Annotated in this window: 11 protein-coding genes and 2 tRNA genes; 7 read left to right on the forward strand and 6 right to left on the reverse strand. The window is 53.4% G+C overall.

All coding sequences use genetic code 11. From position 1 onward, the window contains the following. The first annotated feature begins 176 nt into the window (after positions 1–176). Genes ptrA through recD form a run of 3 tightly spaced genes read left to right on the forward strand, consistent with a single transcriptional unit; the run spans position 177 to position 8435 of the window. Positions 177–3065 carry a pitrilysin gene (ptrA, locus tag LCS67_RS04200; protein ID WP_001138230.1) on the forward strand — a complete coding sequence of 963 codons (2889 nt, stop codon included), beginning with the start codon at positions 177–179 and terminating at the stop codon, positions 3063–3065. Next, complete coding sequence (recB, locus tag LCS67_RS04205; protein WP_031566391.1) at positions 3058–6603, forward strand: exodeoxyribonuclease V subunit beta; 3546 nt, start codon at positions 3058–3060, stop codon at positions 6601–6603. Before ptrA ends, recB begins: the two co-directional genes overlap by 8 nt. After that, positions 6600–8435: an exodeoxyribonuclease V subunit alpha gene (gene recD / locus LCS67_RS04210; protein ID WP_000155138.1), complete on the forward strand. Its 1836-nt coding sequence runs from the start codon at positions 6600–6602 to the stop codon at positions 8433–8435. The genes recB and recD overlap by 4 nt, the downstream gene beginning before the upstream one ends. 102 nt (positions 8436–8537) lie before the next feature. Here recD and argA read toward each other — a convergent pair whose 3' ends face one another. Then, positions 8538–9869 carry an amino-acid N-acetyltransferase gene (gene argA / locus LCS67_RS04215; protein WP_000588965.1) on the reverse strand — a complete coding sequence of 444 codons (1332 nt, stop codon included), beginning with the start codon at positions 9867–9869 and terminating at the stop codon, positions 8538–8540. Positions 9870–10101: 232 nt separating this feature from the next. Here argA and amiC point away from each other — a divergent pair, with 232 nt between their 5' ends. Beyond that, positions 10102–11355: an N-acetylmuramoyl-L-alanine amidase AmiC gene (gene amiC, locus LCS67_RS04220; RefSeq protein ID WP_000011919.1), complete on the forward strand. Its 1254-nt coding sequence runs from the start codon at positions 10102–10104 to the stop codon at positions 11353–11355. Positions 11356–11464: 109 nt separating this feature from the next. Here the strand turns inward: amiC and LCS67_RS04225 are convergent. Both LCS67_RS04225 and LCS67_RS04230 read right to left on the reverse strand, forming a co-directional pair. Further along, a tRNA-Met gene (locus tag LCS67_RS04225) sits at positions 11465–11541 on the reverse strand. Positions 11542–11570: 29 nt separating this feature from the next. Continuing rightward, positions 11571–11647, reverse strand: a tRNA-Met gene (locus LCS67_RS04230). 207 nt (positions 11648–11854) lie between these two features. Here LCS67_RS04230 and mltA point away from each other — a divergent pair. After that, positions 11855–12952, forward strand: a complete 1098-nt coding sequence (gene mltA / locus LCS67_RS04235; protein WP_000678621.1) for a murein transglycosylase A — start codon at positions 11855–11857, stop codon at positions 12950–12952. A gap of 109 nt (positions 12953–13061) precedes the next feature. Further along, on the forward strand, positions 13062–13868 hold the full coding sequence (gene tcdA, locus LCS67_RS04240) for a tRNA cyclic N6-threonylcarbamoyladenosine(37) synthase TcdA (RefSeq protein ID WP_000117748.1): 807 nt from the start codon (positions 13062–13064) through the stop codon (positions 13866–13868). 51 nt (positions 13869–13919) lie between these two features. On the opposite strand, the gene rarD is transcribed toward tcdA, so the two are convergent. The 3 genes from rarD to csdA form a co-directional block, all read right to left on the reverse strand. Continuing rightward, positions 13920–14807: an EamA family transporter RarD gene (gene rarD / locus LCS67_RS04245; RefSeq protein WP_014343890.1), complete on the reverse strand. Its 888-nt coding sequence runs from the start codon at positions 14805–14807 to the stop codon at positions 13920–13922. Positions 14808–15106: 299 nt separating this feature from the next. After that, positions 15107–15550, reverse strand: coding sequence for a cysteine desulfurase sulfur acceptor subunit CsdE (csdE, locus tag LCS67_RS04250; protein ID WP_000184198.1), 444 nt, complete (start codon positions 15548–15550; stop codon positions 15107–15109). Next, entirely contained in the window at positions 15550–16755 is a 1206-nt protein-coding gene (gene csdA, locus LCS67_RS04255; RefSeq protein WP_000991060.1) for a cysteine desulfurase CsdA, read from the reverse strand. The genes csdE and csdA overlap by 1 nt, the downstream gene beginning before the upstream one ends. A 192-nt stretch (positions 16756–16947) precedes the next feature. On the opposite strand from csdA, the gene LCS67_RS04260 reads away from it, so the two are divergent. Continuing rightward, the gene (locus LCS67_RS04260; RefSeq protein WP_000750393.1) at positions 16948–17175 is read left to right on the forward strand and encodes a YgdI/YgdR family lipoprotein; all 228 of its coding nucleotides are present in this window, start codon (positions 16948–16950) and stop codon (positions 17173–17175) included. Positions 17176–17260 lie beyond the last annotated feature (85 nt).

The raw sequence follows: 17260 nt of genomic DNA on the forward strand, positions 1-17260 counted from the left end.
TGTATGAAAATCGCGCCATTAAAAGGCTTCGACTATGATGCGCTCTTCGTCACGGACTGATGACTGATAAAAAGATGCTGCCTGGTTCAGCACAATAATATCCCGTTCTGCTCAGGTCGATGGTTTACGTGACCATACAGATGAGTGGGAATGAAAGTTAATGATGAGGTCCGTGAATGCCCCGCAGCACCTGGTTCAAAGCGTTATTGTTATTGGTCGCCCTCTGGGGGCCTGCAGTTCAGGCGGATATCGGTTGGCAACCGCTGCAAGAAACTATCCGTAAAAGCGATAAAGATACTCGGCAGTATCAGGCGATACGTCTTGATAATGACATGGTGGTGTTGCTGGTATCCGATCCGCAGGCTGTAAAGTCTCTTTCAGCGTTAGTGGTGCCCGTTGGATCGCTTGAAGATCCTGAGGCTCATCAGGGGCTTGCTCATTATCTTGAGCATATGTGCCTGATGGGGTCAAAAAAATATCCGCAGGCGGATAGCCTTGCCGAATACCTTAAAAGACATGGCGGTAGCCATAACGCCAGCACTGCGCCTTATCGAACAGCCTTCTACCTGGAGGTTGAAAACGATGCGCTTCCAGGCGCCGTAGATCGCCTGGCCGACGCTATTGCCGCGCCATTGCTTGATAAAAAGTATGCCGAACGCGAACGAAACGCGGTGAATGCCGAGCTGACGATGGCGCGTACCCGCGACGGTATGCGTATGGCGCAGGTAAGCGCCGAAACCATTAACCCGGCGCATCCAGGCTCGCACTTTTCTGGCGGCAATCTGGAAACGCTAAGCGATAAGCCGGGCAATCCGGTGCAACAGGCGCTGATCGCTTTTCATGAAAAATACTATTCAGCTAATCTGATGAAGGCGGTGATTTACAGTAATAAACCCTTGCCGGAACTGGCGCGTATTGCCGCCGCAACCTATGGTCGCGTGCCGAATAAACAGATTAAAAAACCGGAAATTAACGTACCTGTCATCACCGAGGCGCAGAAGGGCATCATTATTCATTACGTGCCGGCGCTACCGCGTAAAGTGCTGCGCGTGGAGTTTCGTATTGATAACAATAGCGCGCAGTTCCGTAGCAAGACCGATGAACTGGTCTCTTATCTGATTGGCAATCGTAGCCCGGGGACGCTCTCTGACTGGCTGCAAAAACAAGGACTGGTCGAAGGTATTAGCGCGGATTCCGATCCAATTGTTAATGGTAACAGCGGCGTATTTGCCATTTCGGCAACGCTGACCGATAAAGGTTTGGCCAATCGTGATGAAGTCGTCGCAGCTATCTTTAGCTATCTCAATACGTTACGTGATAAAGGGATAGATAAACGTTACTTTGACGAGCTGGCGCATGTGCTGGATCTCGACTTCCGCTATCCGTCGATTACCCGCGATATGGACTATGTCGAATGGCTGGCGGACACTATGATCCGCGTCCCGGTAGCGCATACGCTGGATGCGGCGAATATCGCCGATCGTTACGATCCTGCCGCTATCAAAAATCGCCTGGCGATGATGACGCCGCAGAATGCGCGCATCTGGTACATTAGTCCCCAGGAACCCCATAATAAGATTGCGTATTTTGTGGATGCGCCTTATCAGGTCGATAAGATTAGCGAACAGACGTTTAAAAACTGGCAGCAAAAAGCACAGGGCATTGCGTTGTCGCTGCCGGAGTTAAACCCCTATATTCCTGATGATTTTACGCTTGTTAAGAATGACAAAAACTACGTGCGGCCAGAACTGATTGTCGATAAAGCGGATTTGCGCGTGGTTTATGCGCCGAGTCGTTATTTCGCCAGCGAGCCAAAAGCTGACGTGAGCGTGGTATTGCGTAACCCGCAGGCGATGGACAGCGCCCGCAATCAGGTACTGTTCGCCCTTAATGATTATCTGGCGGGAATGGCGCTCGATCAGCTCAGCAACCAGGCGGCAGTGGGCGGCATTAGCTTTTCTACTAACGCCAACAATGGTCTGATGGTCACTGCGAACGGTTATACCCAGCGTTTGCCGCAGCTTTTCCTGGCGTTGCTGGAAGGATATTTTAGCTACGACGCCACGGAAGAACAGCTGGCGCAGGCGAAATCCTGGTATACGCAGATGATGGATTCTGCGGAGAAGGGAAAAGCCTACGAGCAGGCGATTATGCCGGTGCAGATGATTTCGCAGGTGCCTTATTTTTCCCGTGATGAACGTCGCGCTTTGCTGCCGTCCATTACGTTGAAAGAGGTGATGGCCTATCGTAATGCGTTAAAAACGGGCGCTCGTCCGGAATTTCTGGTTATAGGAAATATGAGCGAAGCCCAGGCGACCTCTCTGGCGCAAGATGTTCAAAAACAGCTCGCGGCGAACGGATCGGCGTGGTGTCGCAACAAAGACGTGGTGGTTGAGAAAAAGCAGTCCGTAATATTTGAAAAAGCGGGCAGTAGCACCGACTCCGCGTTAGCAGCGGTCTTTGTCCCGGTCGGCTACGACGAGTACGTCAGCGCCGCCTACAGCGCGATGTTAGGTCAGATTGTTCAACCGTGGTTTTACAATCAGCTACGAACCGAAGAGCAACTGGGATACGCCGTTTTCGCCTTTCCGATGAGCGTTGGCCGTCAGTGGGGAATGGGATTCCTGCTACAGAGCAACGATAAACAGCCCTCTTACCTGTGGCAACGCTATCAGGCATTTTTCCCTGACGCCGAGGCGAAGCTGAGGGCGATGAAGCCGGAAGAGTTCGCCCAAATTCAGCAGGCGATCATTACGCAAATGCGCCAGGCGCCGCAAACGTTGGGCGAAGAAGCATCCCGTTTAAGCAAGGATTTCGATCGGGGTAATATGCGCTTTGACTCGCGTGATAAAATCATCGCTCAGATAAAATTGCTGACGCCACAAAAGCTTGCCGACTTCTTCCACCAGGCGGTGGTGGAACCACAAGGTATGGCAATATTGTCACAGATTGCCGGTAGCCAGAATGGAAAAGCAGAATACGTGCATCCGACAGGCTGGAAAGTGTGGGATAACGTCAGCGCATTGCAGCAAACGTTACCTCTAATGAGCGAAAAGAATGAATGATGTCGCCGAGACTCTTGATCCTCTGCGCTTGCCCCTGACAGGCGAGCGTCTGATTGAAGCATCAGCGGGCACAGGCAAAACGTTTACTATCGCGGCGCTGTATCTGCGGTTATTGCTCGGTCTGGGCGGCAGTGCCGCATTTCCCCGTCCGTTGACCGTTGAAGAACTGCTGGTGGTAACCTTTACGGAGGCCGCCACTGAAGAGCTGCGTGGGCGAATTCGCAGTAATATCCATGAGTTGCGCATCGCCTGTCTGCGAGAAAGCACGGATAATCCGCTGTATGCCCGCTTGCTGGAAGAAATTAGCGACAAAAAGCAGGCCGCGCAGTGGTTATTACTGGCGGAACGACAAATGGATGAGGCCGCGGTTTTTACCATCCACGGTTTTTGCCAGCGTATGCTCAGCCTGAACGCTTTCGAATCCGGTATGTTGTTTGAGCAACAGCTTATTGAAGACGAATCTTTGTTGCGTTATCAGGCCTGCGCCGATTTCTGGCGGCGTCATTGCTATCCGCTGCCGCGCGACATCGCGCAGGTGGTGTTTGACGTATGGAAGGGGCCGAAGACGCTCTTAAAGGATATCGATCGTTATCTGCAGGGCGAAGCGCCGGTCATTAAAGCGCCGCCATCGCAGGAGGAGACGCTGGCATCGCGTCATGAACAGATCCTGGCGCGCATCAACCAGGTGAAGCAGCAGTGGTGTGAGGCGGTTAGCGAGCTGGACGCGCTAATCGAATCATCCGGCATCGATCGCAGAAAATTCAACCGCGGCAATCAGGCGAAATGGATCGAAAAGATCACCGCGTGGGCGCAAGAAGAGACCAAAAATTATCAATTACCCGAGGCGTTGGGAAAATTTTCACAGCGTTTTTTAGCTGAGCGCACCAAAGCTGGCGGCGTGACGCCCCAGCACCCATTGTTTGTCGCCATTGATAACCTGTTGGGCGAACCGCTATCGATTAAAGATCTGGTTCTTACCCGAGCGCTCTCAGAGATCCGTGAAACGGTGGCTCAGGAAAAACGACGGCGCGGCGAGCTGGGGTTTGACGATATGCTCAGCCGTTTAGATACCGCGCTGCGTAGTGAAAGCGGCGAGGCGCTGGCTACGGCGATTCGTACCCGTTTTCCGGTGGCGATGATCGATGAATTTCAGGATACCGACCCACAACAGTACCGTATTTTTCGCCGTATCTGGCGACATCAACCCGATACGGCGCTATTGCTGATTGGCGATCCTAAGCAGGCGATTTATGCGTTTCGTGGCGCGGATATCTTTACCTACATGAAGGCTCGCAGCGAAGTGAGCGCGCACTATACGCTTGACACTAACTGGCGCTCCGCGCCGGGGATGGTGAATAGCGTTAACAAGCTGTTCAGTCAGATGAACGACGCCTTTATGTTCCGCGATATTCCCTTCAGTCCGGTAAAGTTTGCGCCCAGAAACCAGTCGCTGCAATTTAAAGTGAATGACGCGCCTCAACCGGCGATGACCCTGTGGCTAATGGAGGGGGAAAGCTGCGGTTCGGGTGATTATCAAAGTTATATGGCGCAGGTGTGCGCCACGCAAATTCGCGACTGGCTGCGCGCCGGACAAACGGGCGACGCGCTGCTGACGAATGGCGATTCGTCGCGGCCCGTTCGCGCCTCGGATATCAGCGTGCTGGTGCGCAGCAGGCGTGAGGCCGCGCTGATACGGGATGCGCTGACCTTACTGGCGATCCCCTCCGTCTATCTTTCTAACCGCGACAGCGTATTCGAAACGCTCGAAGCGCAGGAAATGCTGTGGGTGTTGCAGGCGGTGATGGCGCCCGAACGTGAGAATACGCTGCGTAGCGCTCTGGCGACATCAATGATGGGCCTTACCGCGCTGGATATCGAAACGCTTAACAATGATGAAAATGCGTGGGATGCGGTTGTTGAAGAGTTTGATGGCTACCGACAGATTTGGCATAAACGCGGCGTCATGCCTATGCTGCGCGCGTTAATGTCGGCGCGCAATATTGCTGAAAACCTGCTGGCGACAGCGGGAGGCGAACGTCGGCTGACGGATATTCTGCATATTAGCGAACTGTTACAGGAAGCCGGTTCGCAGCTGGAAAGCGAACATGCGCTGGTGCGTTGGCTGACGCAACATATCCTTGAACCCGATAGCAATGCTTCCAGCCAGCAACTACGTCTGGAAAGCGATAAGCATCTGGTGCAAATCGTCACCATTCATAAATCGAAAGGTCTGGAATACCCGCTAGTCTGGCTACCTTTTATCACCCATTTCCGCGTGCAGGACCAGGCTTTTTATCACGACAGGCACTCCTACGAGGCGGTGCTGGACCTTAGTCACGCCGAAGAGAGCATAGCACTGGCGGAAGCCGAACGCCTGGCGGAAGACCTGCGCCTACTTTATGTCGCGCTGACCCGTGCAGTGTGGCATTGCAGCCTCGGCGTCGCGCCGCTGGTGCGGCGTCGCAGCGATAAGAAAGGCGAGACGGATGTGCACCAAAGCGCGCTTGGGCGACTCCTGCAAAAAGGCGAACCGATGGATGCCGCAGGCCTTCGCGCCTGTATTGAGGCGCTATGCGACGAGGATATCGTGTGTCGAACGCCAGGCAGTACGGATAACGACCGCTGGCAAATTGCCGCTGCATCGCACGCGGAACTCAGCGCCAGAACGCTGCAACGTCTGCTTTATGATAGCTGGCGCGTTACCAGTTATTCCGGTTTGCAGCAGCGGGGACATAGCGTGGCGCAAGATCTTATTCCTCGTCTCGACATTGACGCCGCAGGCGTTGGCGAAGCGGCGGAAGCGCCGGCAATGACGCCGCATCACTTTCCTCGCGGGGCATCGCCGGGAACATTTTTGCACAGCCTGTTTGAAGAGCTTGATTTTACTCAACCGATAGACCCCCAATGGGTACAGGAAAAACTGGAGCTGAGTGGTTTTGAAACGCGATGGGAGCCCGTACTTACCCGCTGGCTGGACACCGTGTTACACGTTCCCCTTAACGAGACGGGCGTTAGTCTGAGCGTGCTGACCGAGCGTGAAAAACAGGTCGAAATGGAGTTTTATCTGCCGATTGCCCAGCCGCTTACCGCCGGAGAGCTGGATGCGTTGATTCGTCGATACGACCCGCTTTCAGCAGGTTGCCCTGCTCTGGATTTCATGCAGGTTCGCGGCATGTTAAAGGGCTTTATCGACCTGGTGTTCCGTTATGAGGGGCGCTATTACCTGCTCGACTATAAATCTAACTGGCTGGGCGAGGATAGCGCCGCTTATACCCAGACGGCGATGGCTGCGGCGATGCAGGCGCATCGCTATGATTTGCAGTACCAGCTTTATACGCTGGCATTGCATCGTTACCTTCGTCATCGAATGGCGAATTACGACTATGAACGCCATTTCGGCGGCGTCATCTATCTCTTTTTACGCGGGGTGGATAGCGAACGTCCGCAGCAGGGTATTTTTACCACTCGTCCTGCGGCGGCGTTAATTAACCAACTGGATGATATGTTTGCAGGTGAAATGAGTGAGGAGGCGCAATGACAATCCAGGAGCGGTTGCTGGAGGCCGTTGAACAAAAACTCTTACGGCCCATTGATGCCCAGTTTGCTTTAACCGTCGCCGGTAACGACGATCCCGCCGTGACGCTGGCGGCAGCGCTGCTTAGTCATGACGCAGGTGAAGGTCACGTGTGTCTGCCGTTGTCGCGTTTAACGTTAACGGAGGAGGCGCATCCCTTACTGGTCGCCTGGATAAGCGAAACGGCTACGCCAATTGACTGGAAAAAGCGGTTACTGGCGTCTGCGGCGGTTAGCTGCGGCGATAGCCCCGCGCCGTTAATTCTGTGCGGCGATCGCCTCTACCTGAATCGCATGTGGTGCAACGAGCGTACGGTTGCGCGCTTTTTTAACGAGGTTAACCAGGCCATCGCCGTAGATGAAGATCAGTTATCCCGTATTCTGGACGCGCTATTCCCTCCGACAGACGAGGTGAACTGGCAAAAGGTGGCCGCCGCCGTAGCGCTAACTCGCCGTATCTCCGTGATTTCAGGCGGTCCCGGCACCGGTAAAACCACCACCGTCGCGAAGCTGCTGGCGGCATTAATTCAAATGGCGGATGGCGAACGTTGCCGTATCCGGCTGGCGGCGCCGACCGGGAAAGCGGCCGCACGCCTGACGGAGTCGCTCGGCGCGGCGTTGCGTCAGCTTCCTCTTACCGATGCGCAGAAAAAGCGTATACCGGAGGACGCCAGTACGCTGCACCGACTGCTGGGCGCACAGCCCGGCAGCCAGCGATTACGCCATCATGCGGGCAACCCGCTGCATCTGGACGTGCTGGTGGTCGATGAAGCATCAATGATTGATTTGCCGATGATGTCACGTTTGATTGACGCTCTGCCGCCGCACGGGCGGGTCATTTTTCTTGGCGATCGCGATCAGTTGGCATCCGTGGAGGCGGGCGCTGTGTTGGGCGATATTTGCGCCTATGTCAACGCAGGGTTTACGGCGGAACGCGCCCGACAGCTAAGTCGACTAACAGGGAGCGCCATTCCGGCGGGGGCCGGAACGCAAGCCGCGTCTTTACGCGATAGCCTCTGTTTGTTGCAAAAGAGCTACCGTTTCGGCAGCGATTCTGGCATCGGCAAGCTGGCGGCGGCGATTAACTGCGGCGACAGGTCGGCAATCCAGGCTGTTTTTCAGCAGGGGTTTAGCGATATAGAGAAGCGTACATTGCAAAGCAGCGACGATTATGCCGGGATGCTGGATGAAGCGCTGGCGGGCTATGGTCGCTACCTGCGGTTGCTGCATGAGAAAGCGACGCCGGAGGCAATCCTTCAGGCTTTCAATGAGTATCAACTGCTTTGCGCGCTGCGCGAAGGCCCATTTGGCGTGAGGGGACTGAATGACCGCATTGAGCAGGCGATGGTGCAGCAACGAAAAATTCAGCGGCATCCGCATTCTCGCTGGTATGAAGGGCGTCCAGTAATGATTGCGCGCAACGACAGCGCGTTGGGGCTATTTAACGGCGATATTGGTATTGCGCTCGATCGCGGGCAGGGGTTACGCGTCTGGTTTGTGATGCCGGACGGCACGATCAAGTCCGTTCAGCCCAGCCGTCTGCCGGAACATGATACAACCTGGGCGATGACGGTACATAAATCTCAGGGGTCTGAATTTGATCACGCCGCGCTGATTTTACCCAGCCAGCGTTCGCCGGTCGTGACGCGGGAGCTGGTGTATACCGCTGTTACTCGGGCGCGGCGGCGGTTATCTCTGTATGCCGATGAACGGATCCTGGCAAGCGCGATTGTGACACGTACGGAGCGGCGCAGCGGATTAGCCACCTTATTTGATGAAGTCAGTCGTACCGGATAAGACGAGTTCTCGCCGGATGGCGACGCGTAGCGTCTTATCCGGCCTCCAAATGATGCTTTCGAGCGTAGGCCTGATAAGCGCAGCGCCATCAGGCCCCTCTTGTTATCCTAAATCCGCCATCAGCACCTTTGAACGTCGCTGATAGTTATACATTTTTTTCTTGCTCTCAGGCAGTAACTCAATATCGACAGGCGTGAAACCGCGCTCCTGGAACCAGTGAATACTGCGCGTCGTCAGCACAAACAATTTACTCAGCCCCATTTGCCGCGCCTGGGCGGCAACCCGCTCCAGAAGCACTTCTCCACGCGATGAGCTGCGATAATCCGGATGCACCGCAACGCAGGCCATTTCGCCTATTTTCTCTTCCACAAAAGGATACAGCGCCGCGCAGGCGATAGTCATATTATCGCGCTGAATAATGGTAAATTTATCGATCTCCATCTCCAGTTGTTCACGGGAACGGCGTACCAGAATGCCCTGCTGTTCCAGTGGGCGGATAAGCTCCAGAATACCGCCAATATCGTTGATGGTGGCGCGGCGGATCTGCTCGGCGCTCTCCATGACGATCTGCGTACCGATACCATCACGCGAGAACAGTTCCTGTAATAGCGAGCCATCTTCCTGATAGCTGATCAGATGGCAACGACGAACGCCGCTACGACAGGCTTTTACCGCGCCGCGCAAAAAACGTACGGTTCCGGAGTTGTAATCGCCCTGCGCTTCCAACTCTTCCACCCGCGCCTGCGCTTCATTCGGGAAGAGTTCAGAAATGATGCCGCCCTCGCTATTGGTAACGCCCTGAGAAGAACAGAAACCGATCATTTTTTCCGCTTTCAGTTTAACGGCGAGTTGAGTGGCAATCTCTTCTGAGGTCAGATTAAAACTTTCGCCGGTCACTGAGACGGCGACCGGCCCCATCAGAACGATCGCGCCGTTATCCAGCTGGCGGTTGATCGCATCTTCATCAATGCGCCGGATACGGCCGCTATGACAGTAGTCCACGCCATCATCAACGCCCAGCGGCTGCGCAATGGTGAAATTGCCGCTGACGACATTAATGTGCGCGCCCTGCAGCGGCGTATTGTTCAGACTCATCGACAGACGGGCGGTAATATCAAGCTGGAGTAAACCGGCGGCCTGTTTCACCAGCTCCAGTGCTTTGGCGTCCGTCACCCGCGTGTTTTTGTGGTAAATCGGTTCATGATGATGCGCGGCCAGATTGGCGTCGATTTGCGGTCGCGCGCCATACACCACGACAAGGCGAATACCGAGGCTATGCAGTAGCCCGATATCGCTAACGATGCTGGAAAAATTGTCATGCTCAATGGCTTCGCCGCCGAGCATAATGACAAAGGTTTTTCCGCGATGGGTGTTGATATAGGGAACTGAATGGCGAAACCCTTCTACCAGTTCGGTTTTACGTTCCTTTATCATTGCGCGTCCTACTAGTGAATTATTATTCGAAATTAGCGTATTTTTATTCTGTTTTTGCCCTCTGTGCAAGCGTAAATTTTATGCGGTCCGATCGCTTTTCTTAGTAATGCCGTGAATATAAAAAGAATGTTTACCCTTTTATAGATGACAGATTATGCGTCATTCGCTAAAGTTTCCGGTCAATTTGGATGAACTTTGTATGATCTCTATTTAGTTTTTGCTCGGGAGAAGCATGTCGGGAGCCAATTCAGCAATCAGCCGTCGCCGTTTACTACAAGGCGCGGGCGCCATGTGGCTATTAAGCGTGAGCCAGGTCGGGCTGGCTGCCGTAAGCCAGGTCGTTGCGGTGCGTATCTGGCCTGCGTCCAGCTATACCCGCGTCACGGTAGAGTCGAATCGTCTGCTGAAATATAAACAATTTGCCTTAAGTAACCCGGACCGCGTGGTAGTAGATATTGAGGATGTGAATCTGAACTCGGTGCTTAAAGGCATTGGCGCGCAGATTCGCAGCGACGATCCGTATATCAAATCCGCAAGGGTAGGGCAGTTTGATCCTAAGACTGTGCGTATGGTCTTTGAGCTAAAACAAAACGTGAAGCCGCAGCTATTTGCGCTGGCGCCTGTGGCAGGCTTTAAAGAACGTCTGGTGATGGATCTTTATCCTGCCAATGCGCAGGATATGCAGGATCCGCTGCTGGCGCTGCTGGAAGACTACAATAAAGGCGATCTGGATAAACAGGTGCCGCCTTCGCAAAGCGGGCCGCAGCCCGGTAAAGCGGGGCGCGATCGTCCTATTGTCATTATGCTTGATCCGGGACACGGCGGCGAAGACCCCGGTGCGATAGGCAAATACAAAACGCGTGAAAAAGACGTGGTGCTCCAGATAGCCCGCCGCCTGCGCGCGTTGATCGAAAAAGAAGGCAACATGAAGGTCTATATGACGCGCAATGAAGACATCTTCATTCCGTTAAAAGTCCGGGTGGCGAAAGCGCAGAAACAGCGCGCCGACCTGTTTGTCTCTATTCATGCGGATGCCTTCACCAGCCGGCAGCCTAGCGGTTCATCCGTATTCGCGCTATCGACCAAAGGCGCCACCAGTACCGCGGCGAAATATCTGGCGCAAACGCAGAACGCCTCGGACTTAATTGGCGGCGTGAGCAAAAGCGGTGACCGTTATGTCGACCATACGATGTTCGATATGGTGCAATCGCTGACCATTGCCGATAGTTTGAAATTCGGTAAAGCGGTGTTGAAGCAGCTTGGTAAAATTAATGACCTGCATAAAAACAAGGTCGAGCAGGCGGGGTTTGCGGTGTTAAAGGCGCCCGATATTCCGTCTATTCTGGTCGAGACGGCGTTTATCAGTAACATTGAAGAAGAACGCAAGCTCAAGACCGCGACGTTCCAGCAACAGGTCGCAGAGTCGATTCTGGCGGGCATTAAAGCGTATTTTGCCGATGGGGCGACGCTGGCGAGAAGAAGTTAACCTGAGATGACGGCGAGTTTATTACGCGGGTAAGTAGGATGCTGCCCGCACTGTCGTTGCGGACCAGACGACAGATACAAAAAAACACCCGTAAGGGTGTTCATTAAGTTGGTTGCGGGGGCCGGATTTGAACCGACGACCTTCGGGTTATGAGCCCGACGAGCTACCAGGCTGCTCCACCCCGCGTCCGTCTAAACTTGCATTCTCATTGTAATTGGTTGCGGGGGCCGGATTTGAACCGACGACCTTCGGGTTATGAGCCCGACGAGCTACCAGGCTGCTCCACCCCGCGTCCGTGGATGCGCACTATACTCCGCTGAGCTTTTGTTGCAACCCTTTTTTCATATAAATCGCTAATTTCTCATGAATTGCGCAAATACACCGCAGATAGCGCGATTTTTAAACGAATTTACATAATGAGATCGCGATCGCATTTCATTACTTCGGACGGTTTGTTATCTTCACCGGGCACTTTCGATTACGCAGAAGACGAGACACCATGAAAGGACGTTGGGCAAAATATGTGGCGACAGGCGTAATGCTGGCAATGCTGGCTGCCTGTTCATCAAAACCGACCGATCGCGGTCAGCAATATAAGGACGGGAAATTTACCCAGCCCTTCTCCCTGGTAAACCAGCCGGACGCGGTGGGCGCGCCGATTAATGCTGGTGACTTTGCCGAGCAGGTCGACCAGATCCGTTCCGCGTCGCCACGTTTATACACCAATCAAAGCAACGTCTATAACGCTGTCCAGAACTGGTTACGTTCCGGAGGCGATACGCGCACTATGCGCCAGTTTGGTATCGATGCCTGGCAGATGGAAGGCACCGACAACTACGGTAACGTCCAGTTCACGGGCTACTATACGCCCGTCGTTCAGGCTCGCCATACGCGGCAGGGCGCGTTCCAGTACCCTATCTATAGTATGCCGCCAAAACGCGGACGCTTACCGTCCCGCGCTCAGATCTACGCAGGCGCGCTGAGCGATAAGTACATCCTGGCCTGGAGTAATTCGCTGATGGATAACTTTATTATGGATGTCCAGGGCAGCGGTTATATTGATTTCGGTGATGGTAGTCCGCTGAACTTCTTTAGTTATGCTGGTAAAAACGGCTGGCCTTATCGCAGTATTGGTAAAGTACTTATCGATCGCGGTGAAGTGAAAAAAGAAGATATGTCGATGCAGGCTATACGCGAATGGGGAGAGAAGCACAGCGAAGCGGAAGTGCGTGAATTACTGGAGCAGAACCCGTCGTTCGTCTTCTTTAAGCCGCAATCTTTTGCGCCGGTCAAAGGCGCCAGCGCCGTACCGCTGATTGGGCGAGCATCCGTCGCTTCCGACCGCAGCATCATTCCGCCTGGCACGACCTTGTTGGCGGAAGTACCGTTGCTGGATAACAACGGTAAATTTAGCGGTCAGTATGAGCTACGTTTGATGGTCGCGCTGGATGTCGGCGGAGCGATTAAAGGCCAGCACTTTGATATTTACCAGGGGATTGGCCCGGATGCCGGGCATCGTGCCGGATGGTATAATCACTATGGTCGCGTCTGGGTGTTAAAAAGCGCGCCGGGCGCCGGTAACGTGTTTAGCGGCTGATTGTGGTATTCTGCGACAACCGGATTGCCCGATAACGCGATCGCTATCGGGCCTGAAAATAGTGAGCAGGGGTGAGGAATAACCTCACCTTTTTTTATTCTGAGGTCATATGTCAGTGGTGATAAGTGATGCCTGGCGCCAACGCTTTGGCGGCACCGCGCGTCTGTACGGTGAAAAAGCGCTGCAGCGGTTTGCTGAGGCGCATATCTGCGTCGTGGGAATCGGCGGGGTGGGATCATGGGCGGCAGAGGCGCTGGCGCGTACGGGCATCGGCGCGATTACGCTGATTGATATGGACGATGTCTGCGTGACCAATACGAACCGCCAGATCCATGCGTTGCGTGATAACGTTGGGTTGGCGAAAGCGGAAGTGATGGCCGAACGGATTCGTCAAATTAACCCGGAGTGCCGGGTAACGGTTATCGATGATTTCATCACGCCGGATAATGTGGCGGGTTATATGAACGCGGGTTTTACCTATGTCATTGACGCCATTGACAGCGTTCGTCCAAAAGCCGCGCTGATTGCGTACTGTCGCCGATATAAGGTTCCTTTAGTGACCACTGGCGGCGCAGGCGGGCAGATCGATCCGACGCAAATCCAGGTCGCTGATTTGGCGAAAACCATCCAGGATCCGCTGGCGGCAAAACTGCGTGAGAGATTGAAACATAATTTTGGCGTAGTGAAGAACAGTAAAGGTAAGCTGGGCGTGGACTGCGTTTTTTCCACTGAAGCGCTGGTTTACCCACAGGCGGACGGTTCCGTATGCGCGATGAAAGCTACCGCAGAAGGGCCAAAACGGATGGATTGCGCCTCTGGCTTCGGCGCGGCGACGATGGTGACGGCAACGTTCGGTTTTGTCGCCGTTTCCCATGCGCTGAAGAAGATCATGGCTAAAGCGGCGCGACAAGAATAAAAGGACGGGGTGGAGTGTCACGCAGACGCGTATCCGGCCCTGCGCTCTTTGTTAGCGAAAGAAGCGCTGTACCCTGCCGAACACCGGTTTCAGACGGGCGCGGAGATAATGGGAATATAAATTTTCAGATATGCATAGAAACAACCCGAACCATACTGCACAAAAGCAGAGCAGTTCCGCGTAATTAATGTGCTCGCCAAATATCATAATGGCAAGTAAGAACTGTAAAGACGGCTCTATATATTGCGCCAGTCCGGTGACAATCAACGAGGTATGATTTAACGCGATGGCAAATAATACCAGTGGAATGATTGTCACTGGCGCCGTCATAACATACAAAAAGAAAGGAGTATTAGCGGATATAATTGGTCCAGTGTCGCTAAAGAGAAAAATTAATAGTGAGACAGGCAATGCCCATAATGTTTCAATCGTTATCGATGTCATCACATCATAATGTATAAACTTTCGCGCCAGACCATATAGCGCAAATGATAATCCCATGGTTAGCGCCAGCGCCGGGAAATGCCGTAGCATGATAATTTGAAAAGTCAGGCCACAGACACCAGAAAAAACGGCGATGGCCTGAAACAACGACAGTTTTTCTTTAAGAAAAATGCATCCCAGCGCAATAACAAATAGCGGGTTGATAAAATAGCCGAGGCTGGCATCAAGTACCAGATGATGGGTTAGCGCATAAATAAAAGATGACCATGAGACAATCATCAAAAGTCCGGCGATCATGCAGAAGAAAAAAGATTTTTTATCTTTCCAGGCATCATGAAATCGCGTTCGCTGCCGAAATAACAATCTTACTGCCAGTAATAATGGAATTGACCAGAACACCCGGTATATCAATATTTGTGCGAGATTTCCCCCTGATAAATATTGATAATATAAAGGTGTTAACCCCCATAATATAAATGCCAGTACCACAAACATGGTACCGCTACGCAGATATTTTTCCACTTATCCATATCCTGTTATAACTTCACCCGATGCGTATGAATTTTCCAGTTCTCCTGCTACGCTACATCGAGTGGCTTTATTTACTCTAAAATCTTCACGCCGTTTTAACATGGATTCTAACATTGTAATTTCATTGTGATAGCTGATAAAAATCAAAAGAATGTTTATCAGGGAAATCTGACGCCGAAACTAATAAAGTGACTGGATTATTTTATCTGCATCGCCTGACCGCCGCGGACGGCGCTGTCAGGCGACAGAATATTTACGCTATTTCAACCCTTATGCGTTGCGGCAACAATCGCTTCGCTCAGCGCGTTCAGCCCCTGACTGCGTGAGGCGCTAAGCTGGGCGCGTAAACCCAGCTCATCAAACAGCGCCAGCGGTGAACGAGCCTGTAATTCGGCGGCGTTTTTTCCTTCCACCGCGGTGAGCAATACCGCCAGCAGGCCGCGGACAATCCGCCCCTCACTGTCGCCGAAAAAGTGCATCGTTCCGTTATCTGATCGGGTAAAGCCCAGCCAGACGCGGTTCTCGCAGCCGGCTATCTCTTTCGCCTGCGCTTTGCATTCATCCGGCAGAGCGGGGAGCTGTTTTCCTAACAGAATCAACTGACGATATTTATCCTCCCACTGGGTCAGTGGGAGAAAGATAGCGCGTAACGTCTCTTCCGTTACCGTTGTGCCGAACGGGTGTCCGGTATAAAGAGGGTTTGTCATTAATCCACCAGCAGTTCCAGCGCGCGGTCAACGGCGTTAACCAACGCATCCACATCATGTTGGGTATTATACGGCGCAAAAGAGGCGCGCAGAGTCCCTGTGACGCCAAGTTCCGCCAGCAATGGCTGGGCGCAATGTTGCCCAGCCCGGAGCGCAATACCGTATTCCGCCAGTAGTGTCACCATATCGCCGTGGTGCACGCCGACAAAATCAAAGGCCAGCAGGCTGGAGTCCTGGCTGCGGAACGAACGAAAGCCCGGGCGTTTCGCCAGTGCGTCTTCCGCCAGCGTCGCCAGCCCCCGGCTCCAGTTTTCGGCCTGTTCAATATCGATATCGGACAGCCATTCCAGCGCAGCGCTCAGGCCGATGACCCCGGCGACGTTCGGCGTCCCCGCTTCCAGCTTCCAGGGAGCGCTTTGAGTGGTGAAGCCTTCAAAGCTAACGTCACGGATCATCTTGCCGCCGCCGAGCCAGGGCGACATCGCCTCAAGAAGCTCCGGCTTACCGTACAGCACGCCGATACCGGTCGGGCCATACAGTTTGTGAGCGGAAAAAGCATAAAAATCGATATCAAGCTGCTGGACATCCGCCGGGAAGTGTACCGCGCCTTGCGCGCCATCTACCATCACTACCATTCCCGCTGCGTGAGCGGCGCTGATAGCGCTTGTGAGATCCGGACAGCCGCCCGTTACGTTCGACATTTGCCCCAGCGCCAGAATCCGGCTGCGCGACGTGATCAGTTCCGGCAGACGCTCAACATCAGGAAGACGCCGGTCATTAAGCGGCAGTTTTATGACCTGCGCGCCGGTTTGTTGCGCCACCATCAGCCAGGGCACAAGGTTGGCGTGATGCTCGGCGACGCTAACGATAATTTCATCGCCGGGGCGCAGACGAGGACGGGCGTAACACTGCGCCACCATGTTGATCGCTTCGGTGGTGCCGCGTGTCCAGACGATACTTTTTTCATCGGGCGCGTTTAACAGTCGCGCCGCTTTTGCTCTGGCCGCTTCATATTGCGCCGTCAGGCGCTGCGCCTGCGCAAACTGGCTACGATGAACGTTACCGGCGCTCAAACAATAAAACTGGTGCGTGGCGTCAATGACTGCCTGTGGCTTTAATGCCGTGGCGGCGCTATCGAGATAAACACCCGCATCGGCTAGCGCGGGAAACTGCGCGCGAAACTGCGTGGGATTAAAAGCGTTCATGATATTCCTCGGTTCAGTTTACCGATCGTGGCGTAAAAGCGCGGCTGATACAAGGTTTGTCCTAACCATCGGAATCGTCTGTATATCCTGGCGAATTATGTAAAGGAGGTTATGCTGAATAATGTTAGGCGAATGTTTAAGCCTGTTACGGAGTCCGCTTTAAATAGCACAAACAGCTTTAAGGAGAAGAAGATGAAAAAGACTGCCGCAATTATCTCTGCATGTATGCTGACTTTTGCCCTGAGCGCCTGTTCCGGTCCTAATTACGTTATGCACACCAATGATGGACGTAGCATTGTGACCGACGGTAAACCCCAGACCGATAACGATACCGGTATGATTTCGTATAAAGACGCTAATGGCAACAAACAGCAGATCAATCGTACTGACGTGAAAGAGATGGTGGCTCTGGAAAACTAACCGTTTGTTATACAAAAAAAAGCACCGCAATATGGCGGTGCTACATTAATCACTATGGACAGACAGGGTAAATGTACAGGAAGTG

Origin of the sequence: Salmonella sp. A7, assembly GCF_020181675.1 — a bacterium.
Taxonomy (GTDB): Bacteria; Pseudomonadota; Gammaproteobacteria; order Enterobacterales; family Enterobacteriaceae; genus Salmonella; species Salmonella enterica.